The sequence below is a fragment of the Cupriavidus sp. LA-1 genome, from assembly GCF_055385985.1.
Genome location: NZ_AP031387.1, coordinates 57,892 through 80,902, shown reverse-complemented (window position 1 = coordinate 80,902; position 23,011 = coordinate 57,892). Strand labels below are relative to the sequence as shown.

19 protein-coding genes are annotated in these 23,011 nt (G+C 67.0%); 3 read left to right on the top strand and 16 right to left on the bottom strand.

Annotated features, from left to right (window positions below; all coding sequences use genetic code 11):
• Nucleotides 1–64 precede the first annotated feature (64 nt).
• The 10 genes from ACZ5MJ_RS00420 to pilM form a co-directional block, all read right to left on the bottom strand.
• Nucleotides 65–4,870 (bottom strand): glutamate synthase-related protein, encoded by a 4,806-nt coding sequence (locus tag ACZ5MJ_RS00420; RefSeq protein WP_464221570.1) that lies wholly within the window; start codon nucleotides 4,868–4,870, stop codon nucleotides 65–67.
• Nucleotides 4,871–5,149: 279 nt separating this feature from the next.
• Nucleotides 5,150–5,869: a transposase gene (locus tag ACZ5MJ_RS00415; RefSeq protein ID WP_464221569.1), complete on the bottom strand. Its 720-nt coding sequence runs from the start codon at nucleotides 5,867–5,869 to the stop codon at nucleotides 5,150–5,152.
• 84 nt (nucleotides 5,870–5,953) lie between these two features.
• Nucleotides 5,954–7,090: a deoxyguanosinetriphosphate triphosphohydrolase gene (locus tag ACZ5MJ_RS00410; protein ID WP_464221568.1), complete on the bottom strand. Its 1,137-nt coding sequence runs from the start codon at nucleotides 7,088–7,090 to the stop codon at nucleotides 5,954–5,956.
• A 48-nt stretch (nucleotides 7,091–7,138) separates the two neighbouring features.
• The gene (gene aroB, locus ACZ5MJ_RS00405; RefSeq protein ID WP_464221567.1) at nucleotides 7,139–8,245 is read right to left on the bottom strand and encodes a 3-dehydroquinate synthase; all 1,107 of its coding nucleotides are present in this window, start codon (nucleotides 8,243–8,245) and stop codon (nucleotides 7,139–7,141) included.
• A complete protein-coding gene (locus ACZ5MJ_RS00400; protein WP_464223622.1) occupies nucleotides 8,242–8,802 on the bottom strand; it encodes a shikimate kinase in 561 nt (186 codons plus the stop codon). The genes aroB and ACZ5MJ_RS00400 overlap by 4 nt, the downstream gene beginning before the upstream one ends.
• Nucleotides 8,803–9,174: 372 nt before the next feature.
• Nucleotides 9,175–11,313, bottom strand: coding sequence for a type IV pilus secretin PilQ (pilQ, locus tag ACZ5MJ_RS00395; protein ID WP_464221566.1), 2,139 nt, complete (start codon nucleotides 11,311–11,313; stop codon nucleotides 9,175–9,177).
• Entirely contained in the window at nucleotides 11,310–11,861 is a 552-nt protein-coding gene (locus tag ACZ5MJ_RS00390) for a pilus assembly protein PilP (protein WP_464221565.1), read from the bottom strand. Before ACZ5MJ_RS00390 ends, pilQ begins: the two co-directional genes overlap by 4 nt.
• Nucleotides 11,858–12,529: a type IV pilus inner membrane component PilO gene (locus ACZ5MJ_RS00385; protein WP_464221564.1), complete on the bottom strand. Its 672-nt coding sequence runs from the start codon at nucleotides 12,527–12,529 to the stop codon at nucleotides 11,858–11,860. Before ACZ5MJ_RS00385 ends, ACZ5MJ_RS00390 begins: the two co-directional genes overlap by 4 nt.
• Before the next feature lie 2 nt (nucleotides 12,530–12,531).
• A complete protein-coding gene (locus ACZ5MJ_RS00380) occupies nucleotides 12,532–13,197 on the bottom strand; it encodes a PilN domain-containing protein (RefSeq protein WP_464221563.1) in 666 nt (221 codons plus the stop codon).
• Between the two features lie 17 nt (nucleotides 13,198–13,214).
• Entirely contained in the window at nucleotides 13,215–14,285 is a 1,071-nt protein-coding gene (gene pilM / locus ACZ5MJ_RS00375) for a type IV pilus assembly protein PilM (protein ID WP_464223621.1), read from the bottom strand.
• 401 nt (nucleotides 14,286–14,686) lie between these two features.
• Here pilM and ACZ5MJ_RS00370 point away from each other — a divergent pair, with 401 nt between their 5' ends.
• Nucleotides 14,687–17,062, top strand: coding sequence for a penicillin-binding protein 1A (locus tag ACZ5MJ_RS00370; RefSeq protein ID WP_464221562.1), 2,376 nt, complete (start codon nucleotides 14,687–14,689; stop codon nucleotides 17,060–17,062).
• 82 nt (nucleotides 17,063–17,144) lie between these two features.
• On the opposite strand, the gene cyaY is transcribed toward ACZ5MJ_RS00370, so the two are convergent.
• Nucleotides 17,145–17,480 (bottom strand): iron donor protein CyaY, encoded by a 336-nt coding sequence (gene cyaY, locus ACZ5MJ_RS00365; protein WP_464221561.1) that lies wholly within the window; start codon nucleotides 17,478–17,480, stop codon nucleotides 17,145–17,147.
• A gap of 145 nt (nucleotides 17,481–17,625) precedes the next feature.
• Here cyaY and ACZ5MJ_RS00360 point away from each other — a divergent pair, with 145 nt between their 5' ends.
• Both ACZ5MJ_RS00360 and lysA read left to right on the top strand, forming a co-directional pair.
• Entirely contained in the window at nucleotides 17,626–17,865 is a 240-nt protein-coding gene (locus ACZ5MJ_RS00360) for a hypothetical protein (protein ID WP_464221559.1), read from the top strand.
• A 2-nt stretch (nucleotides 17,866–17,867) separates the two neighbouring features.
• The gene (gene lysA / locus ACZ5MJ_RS00355) at nucleotides 17,868–19,127 is read left to right on the top strand and encodes a diaminopimelate decarboxylase (protein WP_464221558.1); all 1,260 of its coding nucleotides are present in this window, start codon (nucleotides 17,868–17,870) and stop codon (nucleotides 19,125–19,127) included.
• A 28-nt stretch (nucleotides 19,128–19,155) separates the two neighbouring features.
• Here the strand turns inward: lysA and msrQ are convergent, their stop codons facing one another.
• The 5 genes from msrQ to ACZ5MJ_RS00330 form a co-directional block, all read right to left on the bottom strand.
• Nucleotides 19,156–19,842, bottom strand: a complete 687-nt coding sequence (gene msrQ / locus ACZ5MJ_RS00350) for a protein-methionine-sulfoxide reductase heme-binding subunit MsrQ (protein ID WP_464221557.1) — start codon at nucleotides 19,840–19,842, stop codon at nucleotides 19,156–19,158.
• A gap of 14 nt (nucleotides 19,843–19,856) precedes the next feature.
• The gene (msrP, locus tag ACZ5MJ_RS00345) at nucleotides 19,857–20,858 is read right to left on the bottom strand and encodes a protein-methionine-sulfoxide reductase catalytic subunit MsrP (protein WP_464221556.1); all 1,002 of its coding nucleotides are present in this window, start codon (nucleotides 20,856–20,858) and stop codon (nucleotides 19,857–19,859) included.
• Between the two features lie 205 nt (nucleotides 20,859–21,063).
• Entirely contained in the window at nucleotides 21,064–21,903 is an 840-nt protein-coding gene (locus ACZ5MJ_RS00340; protein ID WP_464221555.1) for an anti-sigma factor family protein, read from the bottom strand.
• Entirely contained in the window at nucleotides 21,900–22,442 is a 543-nt protein-coding gene (locus tag ACZ5MJ_RS00335; RefSeq protein ID WP_464221552.1) for an RNA polymerase sigma factor, read from the bottom strand. Before ACZ5MJ_RS00335 ends, ACZ5MJ_RS00340 begins: the two co-directional genes overlap by 4 nt.
• Nucleotides 22,443–22,471: 29 nt before the next feature.
• Complete coding sequence (locus ACZ5MJ_RS00330; RefSeq protein ID WP_464221551.1) at nucleotides 22,472–22,903, bottom strand: COG4315 family predicted lipoprotein; 432 nt, start codon at nucleotides 22,901–22,903, stop codon at nucleotides 22,472–22,474.
• Between the last annotated feature and the right edge of the window lie 108 nt (nucleotides 22,904–23,011).

Here is a 23,011-nt window from a genome sequence, read left to right as displayed (position 1 = left end):
CTTGTCAGGGCCGCGGCGGCTGCCGCGGCCCATCGCTGCTTGGTTCTTGTGCCGTTGCCTGCGCTCAGGCTGCGATGGCTTCGCGGTCGCTGTCGCGGGCAGCCTGTTCCTTGGCGTACATCTCGCCCAGCGCGCGCTTGTACTCGGTCGGGAAGACCTTGACGAACTTGCGGCGTGCCGTGGTCCAGTCAGCCAGCAGCGCCTTGGCGCGCTCGGAGCCGGTGTAGCGGAAATGCTGCTCGATCAGGTTGCGCAGGATGACTTCATCCAGCACGCGCTTGCCGTCGACCTTGTGCCACGAAGCCGGGCCTTGGCCCTTCTCCTGGTCAGCGGCGGCCAGCACGGCCTCCAGTGCCACCATCGAGGTGTTGCAGCGCTTGTCGAACAGGCCGTCCTCGTCATAGACGTAGGCGACGCCGCCCGACATGCCGGCCGCGAAGTTGCGGCCCGTGCCGCCCAGCACCACCACCGTGCCGCCGGTCATGTACTCGCAACCGTGGTCGCCAGTGCCTTCCACCACGGCGGCCGCGCCGGAATTACGTACTGCGAAACGCTCGCCGGCCACGCCGTTGAAGAACGCTTCACCGGCGATGGCACCGTACAGCACGGTGTTGCCGACGATGATATTGCGGGTCGGGTCGCCGCGGAACTCATGCGGGGCGCGCACGATCACGCGGCCGCCCGACAGGCCCTTGCCGACGTAGTCGTTGCCGTCGCCCACCAGGTCAAGCGTGATGCCGTGCGCCAGGAACGCGCCGAACGACTGGCCGGCGGTGCCTTGCAGCTGGATGTGGATGGTGTCGTCAGGCAGGCCTTCGTGGCCATGCTGGCGTGCCACCACGCCCGACAGCATCGCGCCGACGGTACGGTTGACGTTCTTCACCGGCTGGATGAACGAGACCCGCTCGCCCTTCTCGATGGCCGGACGGGCCTTGGCGATCAGCACGTGGTCCAGCGCCTTGCCGGCCTCGGCCGACAGGCCGTGGTCCTGCACGTCGGTGTGGAACAGCGGCACATGCGCGCCCAGCGACACCTGGTGGAAGATGCGGCCGAAGTCCAGGCCACGCGCCTTCCAGTGCTCGATGCCGGGCTTGGTGTCGAGCAGGTCGGCGCGGCCGATCAGCTCGTCGAACTTGCGGATGCCCAGCTGGGCCATGATCTCGCGGGCTTCTTCCGCAACGAAGAAGAAGAAGTTGACCACGTGCTCGGGCTTGCCCTGGAACTTCTTGCGCAGCTGCGGATCCTGCGTGGCCACGCCCACCGGGCAGGTGTTCAGGTGGCACTTGCGCATCATGATGCAGCCCTCGGCCACCAGCGGCGCGGTGGCGAAGCCGAACTCATCGGCGCCCAGCAGCGCGCCGATGACGACGTCGCGGCCGGTCTTCATCTGGCCGTCGGCCTGCACGCGGATGCGGTTGCGCAGGCCGTTGAGCAGCAGGGTCTGCTGCGTTTCGGCCAGGCCCAGCTCCCACGGCGTGCCGGCGTGCTTGATCGACGACCACGGCGAAGCGCCGGTGCCGCCGTCATGGCCGGCGATCACCACGTGGTCGGCCTTGGCCTTGGCCACGCCCGCGGCCACGGTGCCGACGCCCACTTCGGACACCAGCTTGACCGAGATGTCCGACGCCGGGTTGACGTTCTTCAGGTCGTGGATCAGCTGTGCCAGATCCTCGATCGAGTAGATGTCGTGGTGCGGGGGCGGCGAGATCAGGCCCACGCCCGGCACCGAGTAACGCAGCTTGCCGATGTAGTCCGAGACCTTGTGGCCGGGCAGCTGGCCGCCTTCGCCGGGCTTGGCGCCCTGCGCCATCTTGATCTGGATCTGGTCGGCCGAGGCCAGGTACTCGGCGGTCACGCCGAAACGGCCCGACGCCACCTGCTTGATCTTCGAGCGCAGCGAATCGCCGGCCTGCAGTTCCAGGTCGCGTTCGATCACGTGGTCGCCCAGCAGGCCCTTGAGGGTATCGCCCTGCTTGATGGGGATTCCGCGCAGCTCGTTGCGGTAGCGCTTCTCGTCCTCGCCGCCTTCGCCGGTGTTGGACTTGCCGCCGATGCGGTTCATCGCCAGCGCCAGCGTGGTGTGGGCTTCGGTCGAGATCGAGCCGAGCGACATCGCACCGGTGGCGAAGCGCTTGACGATGTCCTTGGCCGACTCCACTTCTTCCAGCGGAATCGCCCTGGCCGGATCGACCTTGAACTCGAACAGACCGCGCAGCGTCATGTGGCGCTTGCTCTGGTCGTTGATGATGTTGGCGTATTCCTTGTACGTCTGGTAGGCGCCCTTGCCATCGTCGGCGCGCACCGAGTGCTGCAGCTTGGCGACCGAGTCCGGGGTCCACATATGCTCTTCGCCGCGGATGCGGAAGGCGTATTCGCCGCCGGCGTCCAGCATGTTTTCCAGCACCGGGTTCGCGCCGAAGGCGTCCTTGTGCAGGCGCAGCGCTTCCTCGGCCACCTCGAAGATGCCGATGCCTTCGACGTTCGACGGCGTGCCATGGAAGTACTTCTGCACCAGCTCGCGCGACAGGCCGATGGCTTCGAAGATCTGCGCGCCGGTGTACGACATGTACGTGGAGATGCCCATCTTGGACATCACCTTGTGCAGGCCCTTGCCGACCGCCTTGACGAAGTTCTTGACCGCCTTCTCGGCCGACAGGTCGCCGGACAGGCCGCTGGCCATGTCGGACAGCGTTTCCATCGCCAGGTACGGGTGCACGGCTTCGGCGCCGTAGCCGGCCAGCAGCGCGAAGTGGTGCACTTCACGCGCGGTGCCGGTCTCGACCACCAGGCCGGTGGACGTGCGCAGGCCCTTCTCCACCAGGTGGTGGTGGATGGCGGACGTGGCCAGCAGCGCGGGGATCGCGACATGGTCGGCATCCACGCGGCGGTCGGACACGATCAGGATGTTGTAGCCCGAACGCACCGCATCGACGGCTTCGGCGCACAGCGAGGCCAGGCGCGCTTCGATGCCTTCCTTGCCCCAGGCGGTCGGATAGCAGATGTTCAGTTCATACGAACGGAACTTGCCGCCGGTGTAGTGCTCGATGTTGCGGATCTTGGCGATGTCCTTGAAGTCCAGCACGGGCTGGGACACTTCGAGGCGCATCGGCGGGTTGATGTTGTTCAGCTCCAGCAGGTTCGGCTTCGGGCCGATGAACGACACCAGCGACATCACCATGTTCTCGCGGATCGGGTCGATCGGCGGGTTGGTCACCTGGGCGAACAGCTGCTTGAAGTAGTGGTACAGCGTCTTGTTCTTGGACGACAGCACCGCCAGGGGCGAGTCGTTGCCCATCGAGCCGGTGGCTTCCTCGCCGGCCAGCGCCATCGGCGCCATCAGGAACTTGACGTCTTCCTGGGTGTAGCCGAAGGCCTGCTGGCGGTCCAGCAGCTTGGCCACGGGCTTCTTCTCGGCGGCGACGTCTTCGGGCTTGGCGTCGAGCTCGTCGAGCTTGATGCGCACGGCGTCGATCCAGCTCTTGTACGGCTTGGCGTTGGCCAGGTTGTCCTTGAGTTCCTTGTCGTCGATGATGCGGCCCTGCTCCATGTCGATCAGGAACATCTTGCCGGGCTGCAGGCGCCACTTCTGCACGATGCGCGACTCGGGGAACGGCAGCACGCCGGCTTCCGAAGCCAGCACCACGACGTCGTCCTCGGTCACGTAGAAACGTGCCGGGCGCAGGCCGTTGCGGTCCAGCGTGGCGCCGATCTGGCGGCCGTCGGTGAAGCAGATCGCGGCCGGGCCGTCCCACGGCTCCATCATGGCGGCGTGGTATTCGTAGAAGGCGCGGCGGTTGTCGTCCATCAGCGTGTGCTGTTCCCAGGCTTCCGGGATCATCATCATCATCGCGTGGACAAGCGGGTAGCCGGCCATCGTCAGCAGTTCGAGGCAGTTGTCGAACGATGCGGTGTCGGACTGGCCCGGGTAGATCAGCGGCCACAGCTTGGGCAGGTCGTCGCCCAGCACCGGCGACGAGATCGCGCCGGTCCGTGCGTTGACCCAGTTGACGTTGCCCTTGACCGTGTTGATTTCGCCGTTGTGGGCGACCATGCGGTACGGGTGGGCCAGTTCCCAGGCCGGGAAGGTGTTGGTCGAGAAGCGCTGGTGCACCAGGGCCAGGGCCGACACGGCGCGCGGATCCTGCAGGTCCAGGTAGTACTCGCCGACCTGGTTGGCCAGCAGCAGGCCCTTGTACACCACGGTGCGGGCCGACATCGACGGCACGAAGTATTCCTTGCCGTGCTTGAGCTTGAGCGCCTGGATGGCGTGGCTGGCGGTCTTGCGGATGACGTAGAGCTTACGTTCCAGCGCGTCCGTGGTCATGATGTCGCGGCCGCGCCCGATGAAGATCTGGCGGATCACCGGCTCGGTGGTGCGCACCGTTGGCGACATCGGCATGGCGGCGTCGACCGGCACATCGCGCCAGCCCAGCACGACCTGGCCTTCGAGGCGGACCGTGCGCTCCAGTTCCTGCTCGCAGGCCAGGCGCGAAGCGTGTTCCTTGGGCAGGAAGATCATGCCCACGCCGTATTCGCCGGCGGGCGGCAGGCTCACGCCCTGCGCGGCCATTTCCTCGCGGTAGAACTGGTCCGGGATCTGGATCAGGATACCGGCACCGTCGCCCATCAGCGCATCGGCGCCGACCGCACCCCGGTGGTCCAGGTTCTCCAGGATCTTCAGGCCCTGGCTGATGATCTCGTGCGACTTCTTGCCCTTGATATGCGCGACCATGCCGACGCCGCAGGCGTCGTGCTCGTTGCTGGGGTCGTACATGCCCTGCGCCTGCGGGCGCGTGACGATGGCGTGGGAAGACTCGCTGGTCTGCGCTTGTGCCTGAGCTTGGGCCGAAAGATTTTTCGTTTGGTCCACTGGCTGAATTCCGGTGAAGGCTGCGCGAATGGCTGGACGTACCGGAACGGTGACCGCGTGCTCTCTTTATTCAACCCGCCGCGGTCGGCGGGTGGGGAATCGGGGACGGAGCTGTCTGCGGGCCGCAGCGGCGTACACGAGCGTGACGCGCCGCACAATGACTGTGGGTGGAGCAACTATATGGGAATCGCGCCGCGCTCGCAAAAATTTTAAATGGGGTCAGAACACATTAAAAAACGCACCGTTTATGTGATTTGATTAAATGGGGACACATTAATTTTATGTCGCTTCAGGCACCTGATCCACAGCCACTTGCACCTTTTTGGGGCGGCCTTTCGGCAGGGGCTGAACGCGCCGCGTGGCGTGCCGCTCCAGTTGCGCAAGGAAGGCTTCGCCACCAAGCGGCCAGCCGCTGTGCGCATGGCCGCGCAGTGTTTGCAGGGTCTTGCCGGACAGGCCCTCGGCGGTCAGCATGCGGTAGTTCGACTGGCGCTCGAACGGCGTATTGCCGAGTTCCCAGTAGGCAGAGTGATCACTTACAAACGGGCTGGCCTCGATGCCAGTGTGATGACGGTAGCTGCTCCAGCGGTCGGCCTCGGGGGTAGTCACCTCGCCGGCACGCAGCGCATTGCCTTCGACATAGAGCATCGCTGGCAGCATCCACTGCAGCGGATCGAACACCGCGGAGCGGAAGCGCCCCTCCCACAGGGTGCCGGTGCGGCCTGCCACGCGGTTGAAGTAGCGCGCATAGCGGCGCCCGACCGCCTGCATGGTCAGGCTCAGCGAATCTGTGCCCTTGGGCGTGGCGACCAGGTGCACGTGGTTGGGCCGCAGCGTATAGGCATGGATGGCAAGATCATGCTCGCGCGCGGCCATGCGCAGGCAGTCGAGGTAGTGCAGGTAGTCGTCCGGCCCCAGGAAAACATCCTGGCGGTTGTTGCCGCGCTGCAACACCAGTGCGGGAAGGCCGGCGGGAGAGAAGCGGGGAAGGCGTGCCATGGCAGTCATGCGAGCATCGAAGCCCGCATGATAACCTGATCCGTCCCCATTTACGCGAGGCGCCTTGCGCGCCCCCGGCAGCGTTCAGCTGCCTTCGCTGACCGCGAAGATGCGGCGGTGTTCGCGGATCGCGTAGCGGTCGGTCATGCCCGCGATGTAGTGGGCGATCAGCCGCGACTGGTCGCCGCCGTGGCCGGCCTGATACTGCGGCGGCAACAGGCGCGGATCGGACATGAAGGCCTGGAACAGGTCGCCGACGATGCGCTGCGCCTTGGCCGACATGCGCATCACCAGGTAGTGCCGGTACAGGTGCCGGAACAGGAAGCGCTTGAGCGCCGCGGCTTCCTCATGGATCTGCGGGCTGAAGCCGACCAGCGGCCCGGCGGCGCGCACCGCGTCGATCGTGCGCGGGCTGGCCGCGGCGATATTGCGGCTGGTGGTCTCGATCAGGTCGACAATCAGCGTATTGATCATGCGCCGGACCGTCTCGTTGATGGCACGGCGGCCGTTGATGCCGGGGAAGGCATCGGCCACCTCGGCGCGGTGGCGGGCCCACATCGGCACCTCGTCGAGCTGCTCCAGCGTCAGCAGCCCCGAGCGCAGGCCGTCGTCGATATCGTGGTTGTTGTAGGCGATCTCGTCGGCCAGGTTGGCCAGCTGCGCCTCCAGCGATGGCTGCGTGCCTTCCAGGAAGCGCCGGCCCAGCTCGCCCAGCGCCGAGGCATTGACCCGCGAGCAATGCTTGAGGATACCCTCGCGCGTCTCGAAGGTCAGGTTCAGGCCGTTGAAGCCGCCATAGCGCTCTTCCAGCTCGTCCACCACCAGCAGGCTCTGCAGGTTGTGCTCGAAGCCGCCGTGGTTCTTCATGCAGTTGTTCAGCGCGTCCTGCCCGGCGTGGCCGAACGGCGTGTGGCCCAGGTCGTGCGCCAGCGAGATGGCCTCGACCAGGTCCTCATTGAGGCGCAGGTTGCGCGCGATCGAGCGCGCGATCTGCGCCACCTCCAGGCTGTGGGTGAGCCGGGTGCGGAACAGGTCGCCCTCATGGTTGACAAAGACCTGGGTCTTGTACTCGAGCCGCCGGAACGCCGTGCTGTGGATGACCCGGTCGCGGTCGCGCTGGAATTCGCTGCGCGACGACGATGCGGGTTCCGCATGCACCCGCCCGCGCGTCTGCGCGGAGCGGGCGGCGTAAGGGGCGAGATGGCTTTCAAAGTCGGTCATGCGGCGCGTCCGGTGGCTGGGTCGGGGTGGCGAGGCATAACCGGTCGGTCAGGCGACCGGGGCCTCGGTGGGGGGTTTCAAGACGGCGTGCGCCAGCGTCGCGCGCAGGTCGGCGTCCGGGACGGTGGTGATGAACGCTTCGCCGAGCGTCTTCAGCAGGATGAACTTGATGCTGCCCGCCTCGGCCTTCTTGTCGACCTTCATCAGTTCGATATAGCGGTCGGCACCGAGTTCCGGGGCCACCACGGGCAGCATCGCCGCCTGCATCAGGGTGCGGATGCGGGCCAGCGTCTCGATATCGATAAAACCCAGGCGGTGCGACAGGTCGGCAGCCATCACCATGCCGCAGCCGACGGCCTCGCCGTGCAGCCAGGCGCCGTAGCCCATGCCGGCCTCGATCGCATGGCCGAAGGTGTGGCCGAAATTGAGGATGGCGCGCAGGCCGCCCTCGCGCTCGTCCTGCGCCACCACGCCGGCCTTGATCTCGCACGAGCGCTGCACGGCGAGCGCCATCAGGTCAGGGTCGCAGTCGTTCAGCGCCTTGATATGGCGTTCGATCCAGCCGAAGTACTCGGCGTCGGCAATGGCGCCGTGCTTGATGACCTCGGCCATGCCGGCGGCCAGCTCGCGCGGGGGCAGCGTGCGCAGCGTGTCGATATCGGCGATCACCGCGTTGGGCTGGTGGAACGCGCCGATCATGTTCTTGCCCAGCGGGTGGTTGATGCCGGTCTTGCCGCCCACCGACGAATCCACCTGCGCCAACAGCGTGGTCGGCATCTGGACAAAGGGGACGCCGCGCATGTAGCAGGCCGCGGCAAACCCGGTCATGTCACCCACCACGCCGCCGCCCAGCGCGACCAGCGTGGTCTTGCGATCGGCGCCGGCCTGCAGCAGCGCGTCGAAGATCAGGTTCAGCGTTTCCCAGTGCTTGAAGGCCTCGCCGTCGGGCAGCGTGACCGTGCGCACGGTCTTGCCGAGCGCGGCCAGGGTAGCCTCGACGCGCGCCGCATAGAGCGGGCCGACGGTTTCATTGGTGATGATGACGGCGTGCTGCCCGCGCACGTGGGGGCGCAGCAGTTCGGCGTTGTCCAGCAGGCCGGTACCGATATGGATGGGGTAGCTGCGCTCGCCCAGGTCGACTTCAAGCGTAATCATGGATTGGGGTCCTGCGCCGGCGGCTCGGACTCGCCCGCGGGCGCGGACGCCGGCTGCGGGGGATCGATCGGGAAACCGGCCATTTCAAGTTGCATCAACACCATATTAGCAAGCTGCGCCACCGAGGGCTTGCCGGTTTCGATGATGAAGTCGGCGACTTCGCGGTAAAGCGGGTCGCGCTCGGCGTACAGGGCCTCGAGCTTGCCCTTGGGGTCTTCGGTCTGCAGCAGCGGGCGGTTGCGGTCGTGACGGGTACGCAGCCACAGATCGTGCGGGCTGGCGCGCAGGTACACCACCGTGCCGCGGGACTTCAGCACCTCGCGGTTCTCGGGGCGCAGCACGGCACCGCCGCCGGTGGCCAGCACGATGCCCTGGCGCGCGGCCAGTTCTCGGATCATCGCGGCCTCGCGGTCGCGGAAGCCGGCTTCGCCCTCGACCTCGAAGATCACCGGGATGCGCACGCCGCAGTGCGCCTCCAGCTCATGGTCGGAATCGAAGAACGGATAGTGCAGGCGCCGCGCCACCGTGCGGCCCACGGTGGTCTTGCCGGCGCCCATCAGGCCGACGAAAAAGAGGTTGGGTCGATCGGATTCCGGTCGCTCGGAGTCGGATCGATCGGCGTCGCGCCGATCCTGGGCCTGGCGCTGTGCCGCCGGCCCTGTCGCTGAGGCTGTCACTGGACTGTCGTTCGGGAGCACGGCATGCGGGTCGCCCTCCCCGGTTGGGAACTGCATCATCTTCTTATGTTGTGGCGCGGCCGGCAAGTGCCGAATGCGGCATAGACCGCATTTCCCGGTCCACGCCGGGTCCACTCCGGTGGCTGGCGCCGGGCTCCGCGGCGCGCGGCGCGCAAAAAAAGGCCGCATCCCTCGATGCGGCCTGCCAGTCTACTGTATCCGGCGCCCTTGGGCGCCATGCCCTGCATGCCCTTACTTGAGCGACACGCTTTCGTTCAGGATACGGGGAGTCAGGAACACCAGCAGTTCGGTGCGGTTGCGCACCTTGGCATTGTTCTTGAACAGGTTGCCCAGCACCGGGATATCGCCCAGCAGCGGCACCTTGTCCACATCGTTGGACTCGGTCTGGGTGTAGATGCCGCCGATCACCACCGTGCCGCCGTTCTCCACCAGCACCTGGGTCTGCACGTGCTTGGTGTCGATGGCAAAGCCCGAGGTGGTCTGGATGCCCACGCTGTCCTTGTTCACATCCACGTCCAGCAGCACATTGCCTTCCGGCGTGATCTGCGGGGTGACTTCCAGCTTCAGGTTGGCCTTGCGGAACTGCACCGAGGTGGCGCCGCTGGACGTGGCGGCCTGGTACGGCAGCTCGGTGCCCTGCTCGATCAGCGCCTTGATGTTGTTGGCCGTGACCACGCGCGGGCTGGAGATGATCTTGCCCTTGCCGTCCGCTTCCAGCGCCGACAGCTCCAGCGCCAGGAAGCGCGTGGCGGCGCTGTTGAACAGGCTCACCGCGACATTGGCCGGGTTGGTGCCGTTGATGGCTCCGGCCGGCAGGCTCAGGAACGGGCCGTTGTCGGAGTTCGAGCCCGGCACCACGTTGCTGTAGGTGTTGCCGACCTTGGCATTCTTGTACTGCCCGGCAAAGCCCAGCTTCACGCCCAGGTTGCGGCTGAAGGTATCGGTCGCCTCGACGATGCGCGCCTCGATGATCACCTGGCGCACCGGGATGTCGATCTTGCCGATAAAGTTCTGCACCTCTTCCAGCTTGGTGGCGATATCCGAGACAAAGAGCTGGTTGGTGCGCGCATCCGCCGTCAGCGAACCGCGCTTGGACAGCATGCGCGTGGCCACACCCGCCGCCCCCGGCACCCCGATGGGCACGGGTGCCGCGGCGGCGGCGCCTCCGGTGGTACTCAAGCCCAGCAGCATCTTGCGCACGTCCTCCGCGCGCTGGTAGTTGAGCTGGAACACCTGGCTGCGGATCGGCTCGAGGTCGTTGATCTGCTGCTGCGACTCAAGCTCCAGCTTTTCCTTGGTCTGCAGCTCGGCCTTGGGCGCCACCCACAGCACGTTGCCGTTGCGGCGCGAGGCCAGCCCCTTGGCATCCATCACGATCTGCAGCGCCTGGTCCCACGGCACGTCCTTCAGGCGCAGCGTCAGGTTGCCCTGCACGCTTTCGCTGGTGATGATGTTCAGGTTGGTGAAATCGGCAAACACCTGCAGCAGCGAGCGGATGTCGATGTTCTGGAAGTTCAGCGACAGGCGCTCGCCGCGGTAGCCCGGGCCGCTGATGAGCTTGGTCGGGTCTTCCTTGACCGGCCGCACTTCAACCACGAACTGGGTGTCGGTCTGGTACGAGCTGTACTCCCAGTGGCCGCGCGGCTCGATGGTCAGGCGCGCATTGCCGTTGGCATCCGAAGCGCGCATCGTCTGCACCGGCGAGCCGAAGTCGCTCACGTCAAAGCGACGGCGCAGGTTATCGGGCAGCGTGGTGGCGAGAAAGTCGACCACCACGTTCTGGCCCTGCTGCGCGATATTGATGCCCGAGTCGCGCGAGGACAGGTCCACCACCACCCGGCCGGCACCGTCGGCGCCACGGCGGAAGTCGATATTGCGTACCGAGGGCCGCCCGGCCGCCGCGGCCGCCTCGGCCGACGGTGCCGGCGCGAACGTGGGTGCGGCACTCTTGAGCGCCGGCGCCACATTATCCAGCGCCACCACGAAGTAGTTGCCGCGCAGGTCGGTGCGATAGGTGGCGTTGCGCGCGAGGTCGAGGACCACGCGGGTACGATCGCCAATCTGCACCACATTGGCGGCCTTGAGCAGCTTGCCGCCGTACTCATATTGCGCGCGCCGCTTGTCAAAGCCGGTATCGAAGAAATCGATCGCGAGCCGTGCCGGGTTCTGCGTGGTGAAGTCCGCCGGCTTCTGCGCCAGCGGCCGTTCAAGCTCGACCGTGAGCACGGTCTGCTCCCCGACACTGCTGACGTCAACCGCCTTGATCCGGTTGCTTTGTGCGAGCGCGGCCGGAGCGGCAAGCACCAGCAACAGCGCCATCGCAGTCCTTGCGGCGCCCGCGAGCGCACGATACCAGCGCGCGGGGGTCATGCCGCCGCCTCCAGCTTCAGGCTGGTCATTTTCTCTTTCCACTCTGATACCCCCTCCCGGACCAATTCGCGCAGCACGATCTCCTGATCGGTGATGCGGACCACCCGGCCGTAGCTCTGGCCGAGATACTGACCCACCTTGACATGGTAGATCTTGTTATCTACTCGTACGATGCCGTAGGTCTCTCCGTTCTTCTTCATCATGCCAAGCATCTTGAAGTTCTCGAGCGGGTAGTCCTCCAGCGGCTCGCGGCGCCGCCCGGCTTCGGGCGAATCCGCCAGTGTCCGGTTCAGCTCGCCGATCTTTTCCTGCGCGAACGGTTCGGGCGCATTGGCCGCGGCGTACTCGCGCGGCACGTAAGGCCTGGCATCGGGCACCGGCTCCGGCGGCTTGGCGCGCGCGCTGCGGGTGGCATTCATCCACTGGCGCAGCGCGTCTTCGTCGCTGGCGCCGCAGGCGCTCAGCAGGCCGACGGCCAACGCTGCCGCCACCAGCGCACGCGGCGATGCGGTCCATGCCAGGCTGCGGGTACGGATGGTGCGGCTCATTTGGCACCTCCCGCCTTGGCGGCCACAGCGGCTGCGGCGGCCTTGCGCTGCGCCGCCTGCTCGTCGGGATCGAGCGCGCGGTAGGCCATTGCCACCGCCTCCATCGACAGCCCGCCGTCCTTGGTATTGGCCAGTTGCAGGTTCTGCATCGAAACGATCCGCGACAGCGCCGCCACGTCGGCATTGAACTGCGCCACCTCGTGGTAGCGGCCGGTCACGCGCAGGTTCACCGGGATCTCGGCAAAGTAGGGCTTGAGCACCGCGGCCTGCGGCTTGAACAGTTCGAACTGCAGGCCGCGCGCCACGCCGGCGTGGTTGACGTCCGCCAGCAGCGCATCCATTTCGGTCTTGTTGGGCAGTTGCCGCTCCAGCAGCGCCACGCGTCGCTCCACCTGCTTCTTCTGCTCGCGCAGCGCGTCCAGGTTGGCCACCTGCGCCACCTTGGACTGGTACGCCTGCTTCAGGCTTTCCTGTTCCTGGCGCTGGCGGTCGAGCTCGTCGAACCTGGCGCTCCAGTAGAACTGCCAGCCCAGCAGCAGCACCACGGCCGCGGCCAGCACCGCGAACAGCACGCGCGGCGCGGCCGGCCAGGTCTCGGGCTCGTTCAGGTTGAGCCCGCGGAACTGGCTGGTCAGGTCGGCCAGGTTGATTTCGGTATTGAGCGCCATGGTCAGGCCTTTCCGGCCGCGGGGGCAGGTGCGGGAACAGGTGCGGCGGATGGCGCGGAAGCGCCCGGCGCGGCCTTCTTGCCGTCGGCCGGCGTCTCCGGCGCGCGGTAGGCGAAGCGCATCGAGAAGTCGAACAGCCGGCGTTGTTCGCGCAGGTTGTTGGTCATGGTGACGGCCTTGGATTCGACCAGCTCGGCCTTGTCCAGCCATGCCACGCCGCCCAGGTTGCGCAGCAGCTCGGAAATACGCTCGTTGGACTGCGCCACGCCAGAAATGGTGAAGGCCTCGCCGGTCTGCTTCAGGCTGGTCAGGTAGACGCCCTCGGGCACCTGCCGCACCAGTTCCTCAAGCAGTTGCACCGGGCGGTTGCGCTCGGTCTGCAGGCCTTCGACCGCCTTCTGGCGCTGCAGCAGCGCGTCGATGTCTTTCTTCAGGTTGTTGACTTCGCGGATCTGCCCGTCGAGCTTGGCATTTTCCGCGCTCAGGACCTGGTTGAGCGCGACCACCGACGCAATGCGCCCGTCGATATAGACGCCGCCCAGCAGCACCACGGCCGCGCCGCTGGCCGCCGCGGCGGCCAGCATCGTATAGACCTTCTTGCGCCGTGCTGCCTTGCGGGCTTCGTGATAAGGCAGCAGGTTGACCGAAGGCAGTGTGTTCGTAGACATCTGATGCCTCCGGTGCGTTATTGCAGGCCGCGCAGGGCCAGGCCGACGCTGACGATATACGCCGGCAGGTCGCGCTGCAGGTAGCGCTCATTGACCTTGGCGTTGGTCGCCATGTTGGCGAACGGGTTCGCCAGCGTGGTGGTGATCTTGGTCTGGTGCTGGATCGCCGCCTGCACGCCGAACAGCGACGCATGCCCGCCCGAGAGCAGGATCTCGTCGACCCGGCCCAGGCTGGAGCTGGCAATGAAATTGCCGATCGCGGACTGCACTTCCATTGCCAATGCATCCAGCGACGGCTTGAGCAACTGCGCGCGCCAGGCTTCGGGCAGCGTGTTCTTGCGCTTCTTGATCTCGGCCTTGAGGGCGTCGAGCGTGAACATGCGCGCCGCGCTCTGCGTGAGCTGGTCGCCGTAGCTGTTCAACGGCTGCTCGTACAGTTCTTTCCAGCCCTGGTAGAAGATGGCCTTGGAACGGCTGCCGCCCAGGTGGACCACCGCCACCACCGGCAGCGCGCGGGCGTCGGCCTCGGATATCTCCTGCGGCACGCCCAGCATCTGCACGATCGAGCGCTGCACCGCGTATTCCTCGACGTCCATGACCTGCGGCTTGAGCCCGGCCATTTCGGCCGCGGTCACGCGCTCCTGCACGCGGTCGCTGTTGGCGGCGGTGACGCGCACGCCGATGCCGCCCTCGGTCTCGCTGGGGCCGATCACGGCAAAGTCGAAATTGACCGCCTGCGACGGCGGATAGAGCCGGTGCGCCTCGGATTCGACCTGGGAATAGAGTTCGTCTTCGGACAGGTTGTCCGGCAGGCTGACGGTCTGCGACTCGGTCAGCATGGACGGCACGCCCAGCACCACATCCTTGGAACGGATGCCGGCCTTGCCGAGCGCACGCTTGAGCGCGATGCCGACGGCCTCGATATTGATGACGTTGCCATCGGCAACGGCGTTGCGGTCCAGCAGTTCGCTGGCGCATTTTTCCAGCCGGTAGTCTTGCCTGCTGCCCCCAACGGACAGCTCGACTACCTTGACACTGGACGACCCGATATCCACACCGACCGTAGTCCGGCGTAGAAGCCCCGACAAAATGCCCCGACGCAAGGTGACCCCCTGGCTTTTGAACTCGCCCCTGGCTTGACTGCTCTAATCGGGCGAGCCTAGTTTCTTGAGTGAAACGTGTGCTTTTTTATGTTGGTCGATTCTCACAAAATACAGCATCGGTGGCAATGTGCCGAACTGGCCCGAACTTCTTTTTCAGAAGGCCCTCGCCAATCCGTTGCCAAAACCCCACGGTCGTCGGGTTCCTTTCCGCGCGGGCTTGTGCGCCGGCCCATGCCCCCGTAGCAGCCGCCAACGCCGCTTGCACGCCGGCATTCGTTGCCTTACATCTTGTAACAGCGCGATAGCGGCGCCCCCGCCACTGTGCGCCCGGGCGGGCGGATGCCGGAAGATATAATCCCGGGCACCCCTGACTAGGTATTTCCCTTATGGCCACAGCACAACAGAAGCCGTCCCACCCTGCCCGCCGTCCGATCCTGACGCGGCTCATGTTCTGGGCGGTCGGGCTGGTTGTCGCCGGTGCCGTCGTGATTGCGCTGCTGCTCGGCTATGCCTTGCTGGTGGCCGCGCCCAACCTGCCTTCGCTGGACAACATCACCGACTACCGGCCCAAGATTCCGCTTCGCATCTACACGGCGGACAATGTGCTGATCGGCGAGTTCGGCGAAGAGCGGCGCAACTTCGTGCCCATCGCCGAGATCCCGGACGTGATGAAAAAGGCGGTCCTGGCAATCGAGGACGACCGCTTCTACGAGCACGGCGGCGTCGACTTCGTCGGCGTGATGCGTGCCGGGCTGGCCAACCTGCGCGGCGGGCTGTCGCAGGGCGCCTCCACCATCACCATGCAGGTGGCGCGCAACTTCTTCCTGTCCAGCGAGAAGACCTACACGCGCAAGATCTACGAGATGCTGCTCGCGTACAAGATCGAGGCCAACCTGAGCAAGGACCAGATCCTCGAGCTGTACATGAACCAGATCTACCTGGGGCAGCGCGCCTACGGCTTTGACAGCGCCGCACGCGTGTATTTCGGCAAGTCGGTGCGCGACGTGACGCCGGCCGAGGCCGCCATGCTGGCCGGCCTGCCCAAGGCGCCGTCGGCGTACAACCCGGTGGTCAACCCGCGCCGCGCCAAGGTGCGCCAGGAGTACATCCTGCAGCGCATGCGCGACCTGCGCTACATCACGCCCGAGCAGTACGACCAGGCCGTGCATGCCGAGCTGAAAGTGCGCACCGAAGGCAACGAGTTCTCCACGCACGCCGAGTACGTCGCCGAGATCGTGCGCCAACTGATGTACGCGCAATACCGTGAAGAGACCTACACACGCGGCCTGACGGTCTACACCACGCTGACCAAGCCCGACCAGGACGCCGCCTATGAGTCCGTGCGCGCGGGCATCATGAACTACGAGCGCAAGCACGGCTACCGCGGTCCCGAGGCATTTATCGACCTGCCCTCCGACCCGTCGGAGCGCGAGCAGGCCATCGACGATGCCCTGGTCGAGCACCCCGGCAGCGGCGACCTGCGCTCGGCCGTGGTCACCAGCGTGGCATCCAGGCAGGTGAAGGCAACGCTCTTGTCCGGCGAAGTGGCGACTATCGAAGGTGCGGCGCTGCGCTTTATCTCGCCGTCGCTGTCGTCCAACGCCCAGCCCAAGATGAAGATGCGCCCTGGCGCGATCATCCGCGTGACGCAGGACGAGAAAGACGGCTGGTCGGTGACGCAGCTGCCGGAAGTGGCCGCGGCGTTTGTGTCGATCGACCCGCAGGACGGCGAGATCCGCTCGATGGTGGGCGGCTTCGACTTCAACCGCAACAAGTTCAACCACGTGACCCAGGCCTGGCGCCAGCCGGGTTCCAGCTTCAAGCCGTTCATTTACTCGGCCGCGCTGGAAAAGGGCTTCTCGCCGGCCACCGTCATCAATGACGCACCACTGACGATCGGCCCCGACACGGGCGGCCAGGTGTGGGAGCCGAAGAACTACGACGGCCGCTTCGAGGGCCCGATGACCATGCGCCGCGCGCTGGCCAAGTCCAAGAACCTGGTCTCGGTGCGGATCCTGCGCGCGATCGGCACGCAGTATGCGCAGGACTACATCACGCGTTTCGGCTTCGAGGCCGACAAGCACCCTGCCTACCTGCCGATGGCGCTGGGCTCGGGCGCGGTGACGCCGCTGCAGATGGCGGGCGCGTACTCGGTGTTCGCCAACGGCGGCTACCGCGTCAACCCCTACCTGATCCAGAAGGTGGTGGACGCGCGCGGCAATGTGATCTCCGAAACCCATCCGCAGCGCGCCGGCACCGATGCCGTGCGCGTGCTTGACGCGCGCACGGCCTTTATCGCCGACACCATGCTGCGCGACGTGGTGCGCATCGGCACCGCCGCCAGCGCCAAGCAGCGCCTGGGCCGCAATGACCTGGCCGGCAAGACCGGCACCACCAACGACGCGGTCGATGCCTGGTTCGCCGGCTACACGCCCAACCTGGTGGCAATTGCCTGGATGGGCTACGACCAGCCCAAGAGCCTGGGCGTGCGCGAAACCGGTGGCGGCCTGGCGCTGCCGATCTGGGTGGGCTACATGAGCAAGGCGCTCAAGGGCGTGCCGGAGGCGCCCGAGCGGCCGGTGCCGGAAGGCGTGCTGATGGTGGGCGGCGACTGGACCTTCGAAGAGAACGCCGGCGGCGCCGGCGTGGCATCGGTGGGCCTGGGCGACCCATGGCCGGGCAAGCCGGAGGAATCGACGACCCCGCCGGCCGATACCGAGGCCGAGAAGAAGAAGATCCTGGAGATGTTCGGCGGCGCCTGAGCGCGGTCGCCAGACAGCAGAAAGCCGGCCGCGAGGCCGGCTTTTTCTTTGCCCGCGAAGCAGGCCCGAAGCTGACTGTCTGTCAGCCCAGCTTGAGCGCCGCGCCCGCCTGCTCGCTGACATACCCCGACAGCGCCGCGTACAGCTCGCCGCCGTTGCGGGTGTCGATCCAGTGCTCGCCGTCGCGGCGGAAATGGAAGCCGCCGGAGCGCGCTGCCACCCACAGCTCCTGCATCGGCGCCTGGCTGTTGATGATGATCTTGGAACCGTTCTCGAACTCCAGTTCCATCACGTTGCCGGTGCGGCTGATTTCAATGTCGGCGTCGGCCGCGTCGGCGGCCGCCTCGACCGCGGCTTCGATGCGGTCCAGCTCCTGCGTGGCCAGGGCCAGGAACTCGCTTTCGCTCAAGGGGGGCATGCTAAACTCCGAGACCGCCGTTGCCGCCGCTGCCCGGACCGGGCGTACGTGGCGCGAACGGCTTTTTTTGTTAAGAATCCTTCGGATGCCCGGCCGTTGCGCGTCGGCCATCCAACGCCTTGCCAACAGCCTAAAGGACGACCCGATGCTGCGTCGTGTTGCGATTGTATCGGCGTTTGCCGCCGCCCTTGCGATGCCCCTGCTGGGCGGATGCGGTATCCGCGGGCCGCTGACCATGCCCCGGGTGCCGCCCGAGCCGATCCCGCCGACCGTGACAGATCCTGGCCTGGGCCGTGCCGATGCCGTACCGGCCGCCCCAGCGGCGCCGGCCAATGCACCGGCAGCCACGCCCGCATCGTCCCCCGCCGCCCCCACCACCCGATAACCATGACCGCATTTTTCCATCGCCAGGACGGCGCGCTTGCCGTCGAGCAGGTACCGCTGGCGCGCATCGCCGCCGAGTTCGGCACGCCCACCTACGTGTACTCGCGCGCGGCGCTGACCGCTGCCTACCAGGCCTATGCCGCCGCCTGCCAGGGCCGCAAGGCACAGGTCCAGTACGCCATGAAGGCGAACTCCAACCTGGCGGTGCTGCAAGTGTTTGCCAGGCTCGGTGCCGGCTTCGACATCGTCTCGGGCGGCGAGCTCAAGCGCGTGCTGGCCGCCGGCGGCGACCCGCGCAAGGTGGTGTTCTCCGGCGTGGGCAAGAGCGCGGCCGAAATGGAACTGGCGCTGGCGCACGATGTGCGCTGCTTCAATGTCGAGTCGATCCCCGAGCTGGACCGCCTGAACGAGGTAGCCGGCCGCGTGGGCAAGCGTGCGCGCGTGTCGCTGCGCATCAACCCGGACGTCGACGCCAAGACCCACCCCTATATCTCCACCGGCCTGAAGGGCAACAAGTTCGGCATCGCCTTCGAGGACGTGCTGCCGACCTACCGTGCCGCGGCCGCGCTGCCGCACCTGGAAGTGACCGGCATCGACTGCCATATCGGTTCGCAGATCACTGAGGTCGAGCCCTACCTGGAGGCACTGGACAAGGTGCTGGACGTGGTCGAGGCGCTCGAGCGCGAAGGCATCAGCCTGGCGCATATCGACGTGGGCGGCGGCCTGGGCATCACCTACACCGACGAGACCCCGCCGGACATCACCGGCTTTGCCGCCACGCTGCTGGAACGCGTGGCCGCGCGCGGCCACGGCCACCGCGAGGTGCTGTTCGAGCCGGGCCGCTCGCTGGTGGGCAACGCCGGTGTGCTGCTGACGCAGGTGGAATTCCTCAAGCCCGGCGCGGCCAAGAACTTCTGCATCGTCGATGCCGCCATGAACGACCTGGCGCGTCCGGCCATGTACGAGGCCTACCACCGCATCGAGCCGGTGGTGCTGCGCGACGCGCAGGCCATGACCTACGACATTGTCGGCCCGGTGTGTGAATCGGGCGACTGGCTGGGCCGTGACCGCGCGCTGGCGGTGCATCCGGGCGACCTGCTCGCAGTGATGTCGGCGGGTGCCTACGGCTTCACCATGAGCTCCAACTACAACACCCGCCCGCGCGCCGCCGAAGTGATGGTCGACGGCGCCAGGGTCCACCTGGTGCGCGAGCGCGAACTGGTCGAGGACCTGTTCCGCGACGAGCGCCTGCTGCAAGACTAAATCCCCCGGCCCGGCCCGCCGGTGCGTGCTACGCGGCGGGCTGGCGCGCCCCCGCGGCCGGCTGGCGCAGCCGCCACCACAGCCGCATCCCCAGCAGTATGAACACCACCGCCGCGTAGATCGACACTTCGCTGAAGTCGTTCTTGCCCGCCTTGTGCCACCAGTAGTGCAGGATGGCCAGCACGGCGATGGCGTAGACCAGCTTGTGCAGCCCCTGCCAGCGCTTGCCGCCCAGGCGGCGCACCATGCCGTTGGTCGAGGTCAGCACCAGCGGAATCATCAGCATGAAGGCGGTAAAGCCGACGGTGATGAACGGCCGCTTGTACACGTCCTTGATCATGTAGGGGAGATCAAAGCCGCGGTCCACGCCGATCCACAGCAGGAAGTGCTGCAGGCCGTAGAAGAACGCGAACAGGCCCAGCATGCGCCGCATCTTGATCAGCCAGTTCCAGCCGGTCAGGCGGCGCAGCGGGGTAATGGCCAGCGTCAGGCACAGCATCACCAGCGTCCAGGTGCCGGTGGAGCGGGTGACAAACTCAAGCGGGTTGGCGCCGAACTGTTCGGTGGCGCCCAGGTACAGCAGCCGCGCGAACGGCAGCAGCGCCAGCAGCCAGAGCGCGAACTTGAGCGCGCGCACGCGCTGCGGCGACAGCGTGGCCGGGCTGGCCGGCTTGCGTGCCGACACGGCGGCGGTGCTGGGGGAAGAGGTGGCCATGGGCTCGCCTTGCATCAGAAGAACTTCTTCAGGTCCATGCCCTGGTACAGCGACGCCACCTGCTGGCCGTAGCCGTTGAACGGCAGGGTCTTGCGCTTGGGCGCGAACAGCGCGCCAAAGCCGCTGCCGCGCTCTTCGCCGATGCGGCGCTCGGTGGCCTGGCTCCAGCGCGGATGGTCCACGTCCGGGTTCACATTCGAGTAGAAACCATACTCCTGCGGCGCAGCCAGGTTCCAACTGGTGGGCGGCTGCTTGTCGACAAGACGGATCTTCACGATCGACTTGGCGCTCTTGAAGCCGTACTTCCACGGCACCACCATGCGCACCGGCGCGCCGCTCTGGTTGGGCAGGACCTCGCCGTACAGGCCGTAGGCCAGCAGCGCGAGCGGGTGCATGGCTTCGTCCAGGCGCAAGCCCTCGCTGTACGGCCAGTCGAGCACGCCGCTGCTGACGCCGGGCATCTGCTTCTTGTCGGCCAGCGTGATGAACTGGACGTACTTCGCACCAGGCTGCGGCTCGACGCGGCGGATCAGCTCGGCCAGCGGGTAGCCGATCCACGGGATCACCATCGACCAGCCCTCCACGCAGCGCAGGCGGTAGACACGCTCTTCCATCGGCGCCAGCTTCACCAGCTCGTCCAGGTCATAGACCCTGGGCTTCTTCACCAGCCCTTCCACTGCCACCTGCCACGGACGCGGGCGCAGCGTGCCGGCGTTGCGCGCCGGGTCGGACTTGTCGGTGCCGAACTCGTAGAAGTTGTTGTAGGTGGTCACTTCCTCGTAGGGCGTGCGCTTCTCGGTGACGACGTAGGTGTTGTTGGGCGTGGCGGCCAGCTTCGCGCCGTGCTGGCCCTGCGCCAACGCCTGGCGTGCAAACCAGGGCGACAGCGCGCTGCCCGCCGCCCCCGCGGCGGCCAATGCCAGCACGCGGCGGCGGCTTTCAAAGACGTGACGGGGAGTGATCTCGCCGGTAGCGATATCGCCGCCGCGCAGCCATCTGGGGGAAGGAATCAGCATGGTTTTCCTCGTTGCCTGGCAGTGCCGGCGCCGGTTGCGCCTGCACGCTCGCAGGATTGGACTCCGGGCTTGGTCGCAGAGGCCAGGCCAGTCCTGACAGTTTCTTGTGGATGCATCGAAACGGTGCAGGTCATGATGCGGCAAGCGCGCGCCATGTGCGGCAAACGCTGCGTGCACCCGCTTTTCGGTTCGCTTATCCGTCCGCTTATCCGCCCTGGTATTGCTGGTACACCACCTGCGCCAGCGTCAGCAGCCGCGCGCGTTCCAGCGGCCCCGCCAGCGCAAAGCCCAGGTCACGGTCGATCCAGTAGAAGGCCAGCATCGGGTCACGGCCCGGCGCTGGCCGCGTGGCGCCCTCGCCCGTCATGCGCTCGACGCGGAAGCCCGTATCGGGCGTGCCCTGCGCCATGCGCCGCAGCTGCAGCGACAGGCGCGTGCCGTCGTCCGCTTCATACATCAGGATGGCCGACGGGCCGCCTTCGGCCACGCCCAGCCTGCCGCCGATCAGGTGAAAGCCCTGCGGCCGCAGGTCCGGCACCTGCAAAGCCGTGCCCAGTCGCTTGGACAGCCAGGCGATCAGGTGTGCCTCTTCCGTCGCCGCGACTTCCACCGGGTGGCGCATCTCCGGGGCGTAGACCGCGTGCGTGGCCAGCGCCTCGCGCGCAAAGCGCTCGCCCGGGGCCAGCACCAGCGTGCTGCTGCCCAGCCGGCCATGCGCCAGCCAGCCAAGCGCGCCGCCCACGGCCAGCAGCGCGACCGATGCGCAGGTGGCCGCCAGGGCCATGGCCCAGCGCGGCCCGGGCCGCGCGGCATTGCGCCTGCCATCGCCGTGCAGCCCGGGCGGCAGCGCCGCGAGCGGCACCGGTTCATTCAGTACGGGATCCAGCGTGCCATGCAGGGCATCGGCCTGCCGGCGCCAGGCGGCGACCTGCGCCGCTGCGTCCGGGTGCTGCGCCAGGTATGCCTCCACGGCCGCGCGGCGCGCGCCGGACAGCTGGCCATCGGCGTAGGCGTGGAGATCGGCTTCGTGGATCGCGGACATCATTTCACCCGCTGCAGAGGTTTGCCCGGAGCTGCCGGCGCGGCAGCGGGCACCGTGCCGTCGAGCAGCCGGCGCATCTGCTCGCGCGCCCGCGCCAGGCGCGACATCACCGTGCCCTGCGGCACGTCCAGCACGCGCGCGGCCTCGGCATACGTCAGTTGTTCCAGGCTGACCAGCAGCAGCACCGCGCGCTGCGGCTCGGACAACTGTGCCAGCGCCTGCACCAGGTCGCGGCGCAGGCCCGGGTCATCGGCAGGGCCGCTGACCTCGGGCAGTGTATCGGTGGTGACCACCAGTTCCTTCCTGCGCAGGGTATTCAGGCGCAGGCGGTGCATGATCGTCAGCAGCCACGGCAGCAGGCCATCGGCGCCATCGCCCCACCACGCGCCGGGGCGCAGGCGAAAGCGCCAGCGGTAGCGCAGCGCGCGCTCGAGCGTGTCCTGCACCAGGTCGTCGGCCAGGGCCGCGTCGCCGGTGAGGCCGCGCGCATGGCGCCGCAGCCGCGGCGCCAGCGCAACGAGCTGGCCGTCAAACCCTTCCATGCTGTGGCCGCGCAGGTGCTATTGGCGCGTCAGGGCTTGGCGGCGTGCCAGACGTTGTTGATGTTGTCGCCGCCACGGTCGCCCGGCTTGGCATCCTTGCCGAAGCGGTACAGCGGCATGCCGCGGTACGCCCACTGCCTGGCGCCGTCGTCGCGCGTGATGATGGTGTACTGGCCCGAGGCACTGGTGCCCGGCGCGGCCATCAGCGGCGGCCAGTTGTTGGCGCAGGCTCCGTTGCACGCGCTCTTGCCGCTGCCGGCGGTGTCGCGGTCGAAGGTGTACAGCGTCAGGCCCTGCGGATCGGTCAGCACGCCGTCGGCCACCTTCACCGTGGGCGGCATGTTGCCGGCGGTGCCGCCGCTCATGCCGGCGCAGCCGGCGAGCAGGACGGCCGCACAGCCGAGCGCGAGCGCGGCGGGACGAACGAGGGATGCAGCAGAGGTAGGACGCAGACTTGCCATGATCTTTTTCTCCATGCGTGCCGGTGCCGCCAGCCGGCACCGCTCCTCCAGTAAACACCGGATGTGATGCCTATATTCCGTCACGTTGCAAAAAAGATAAAAAAACCT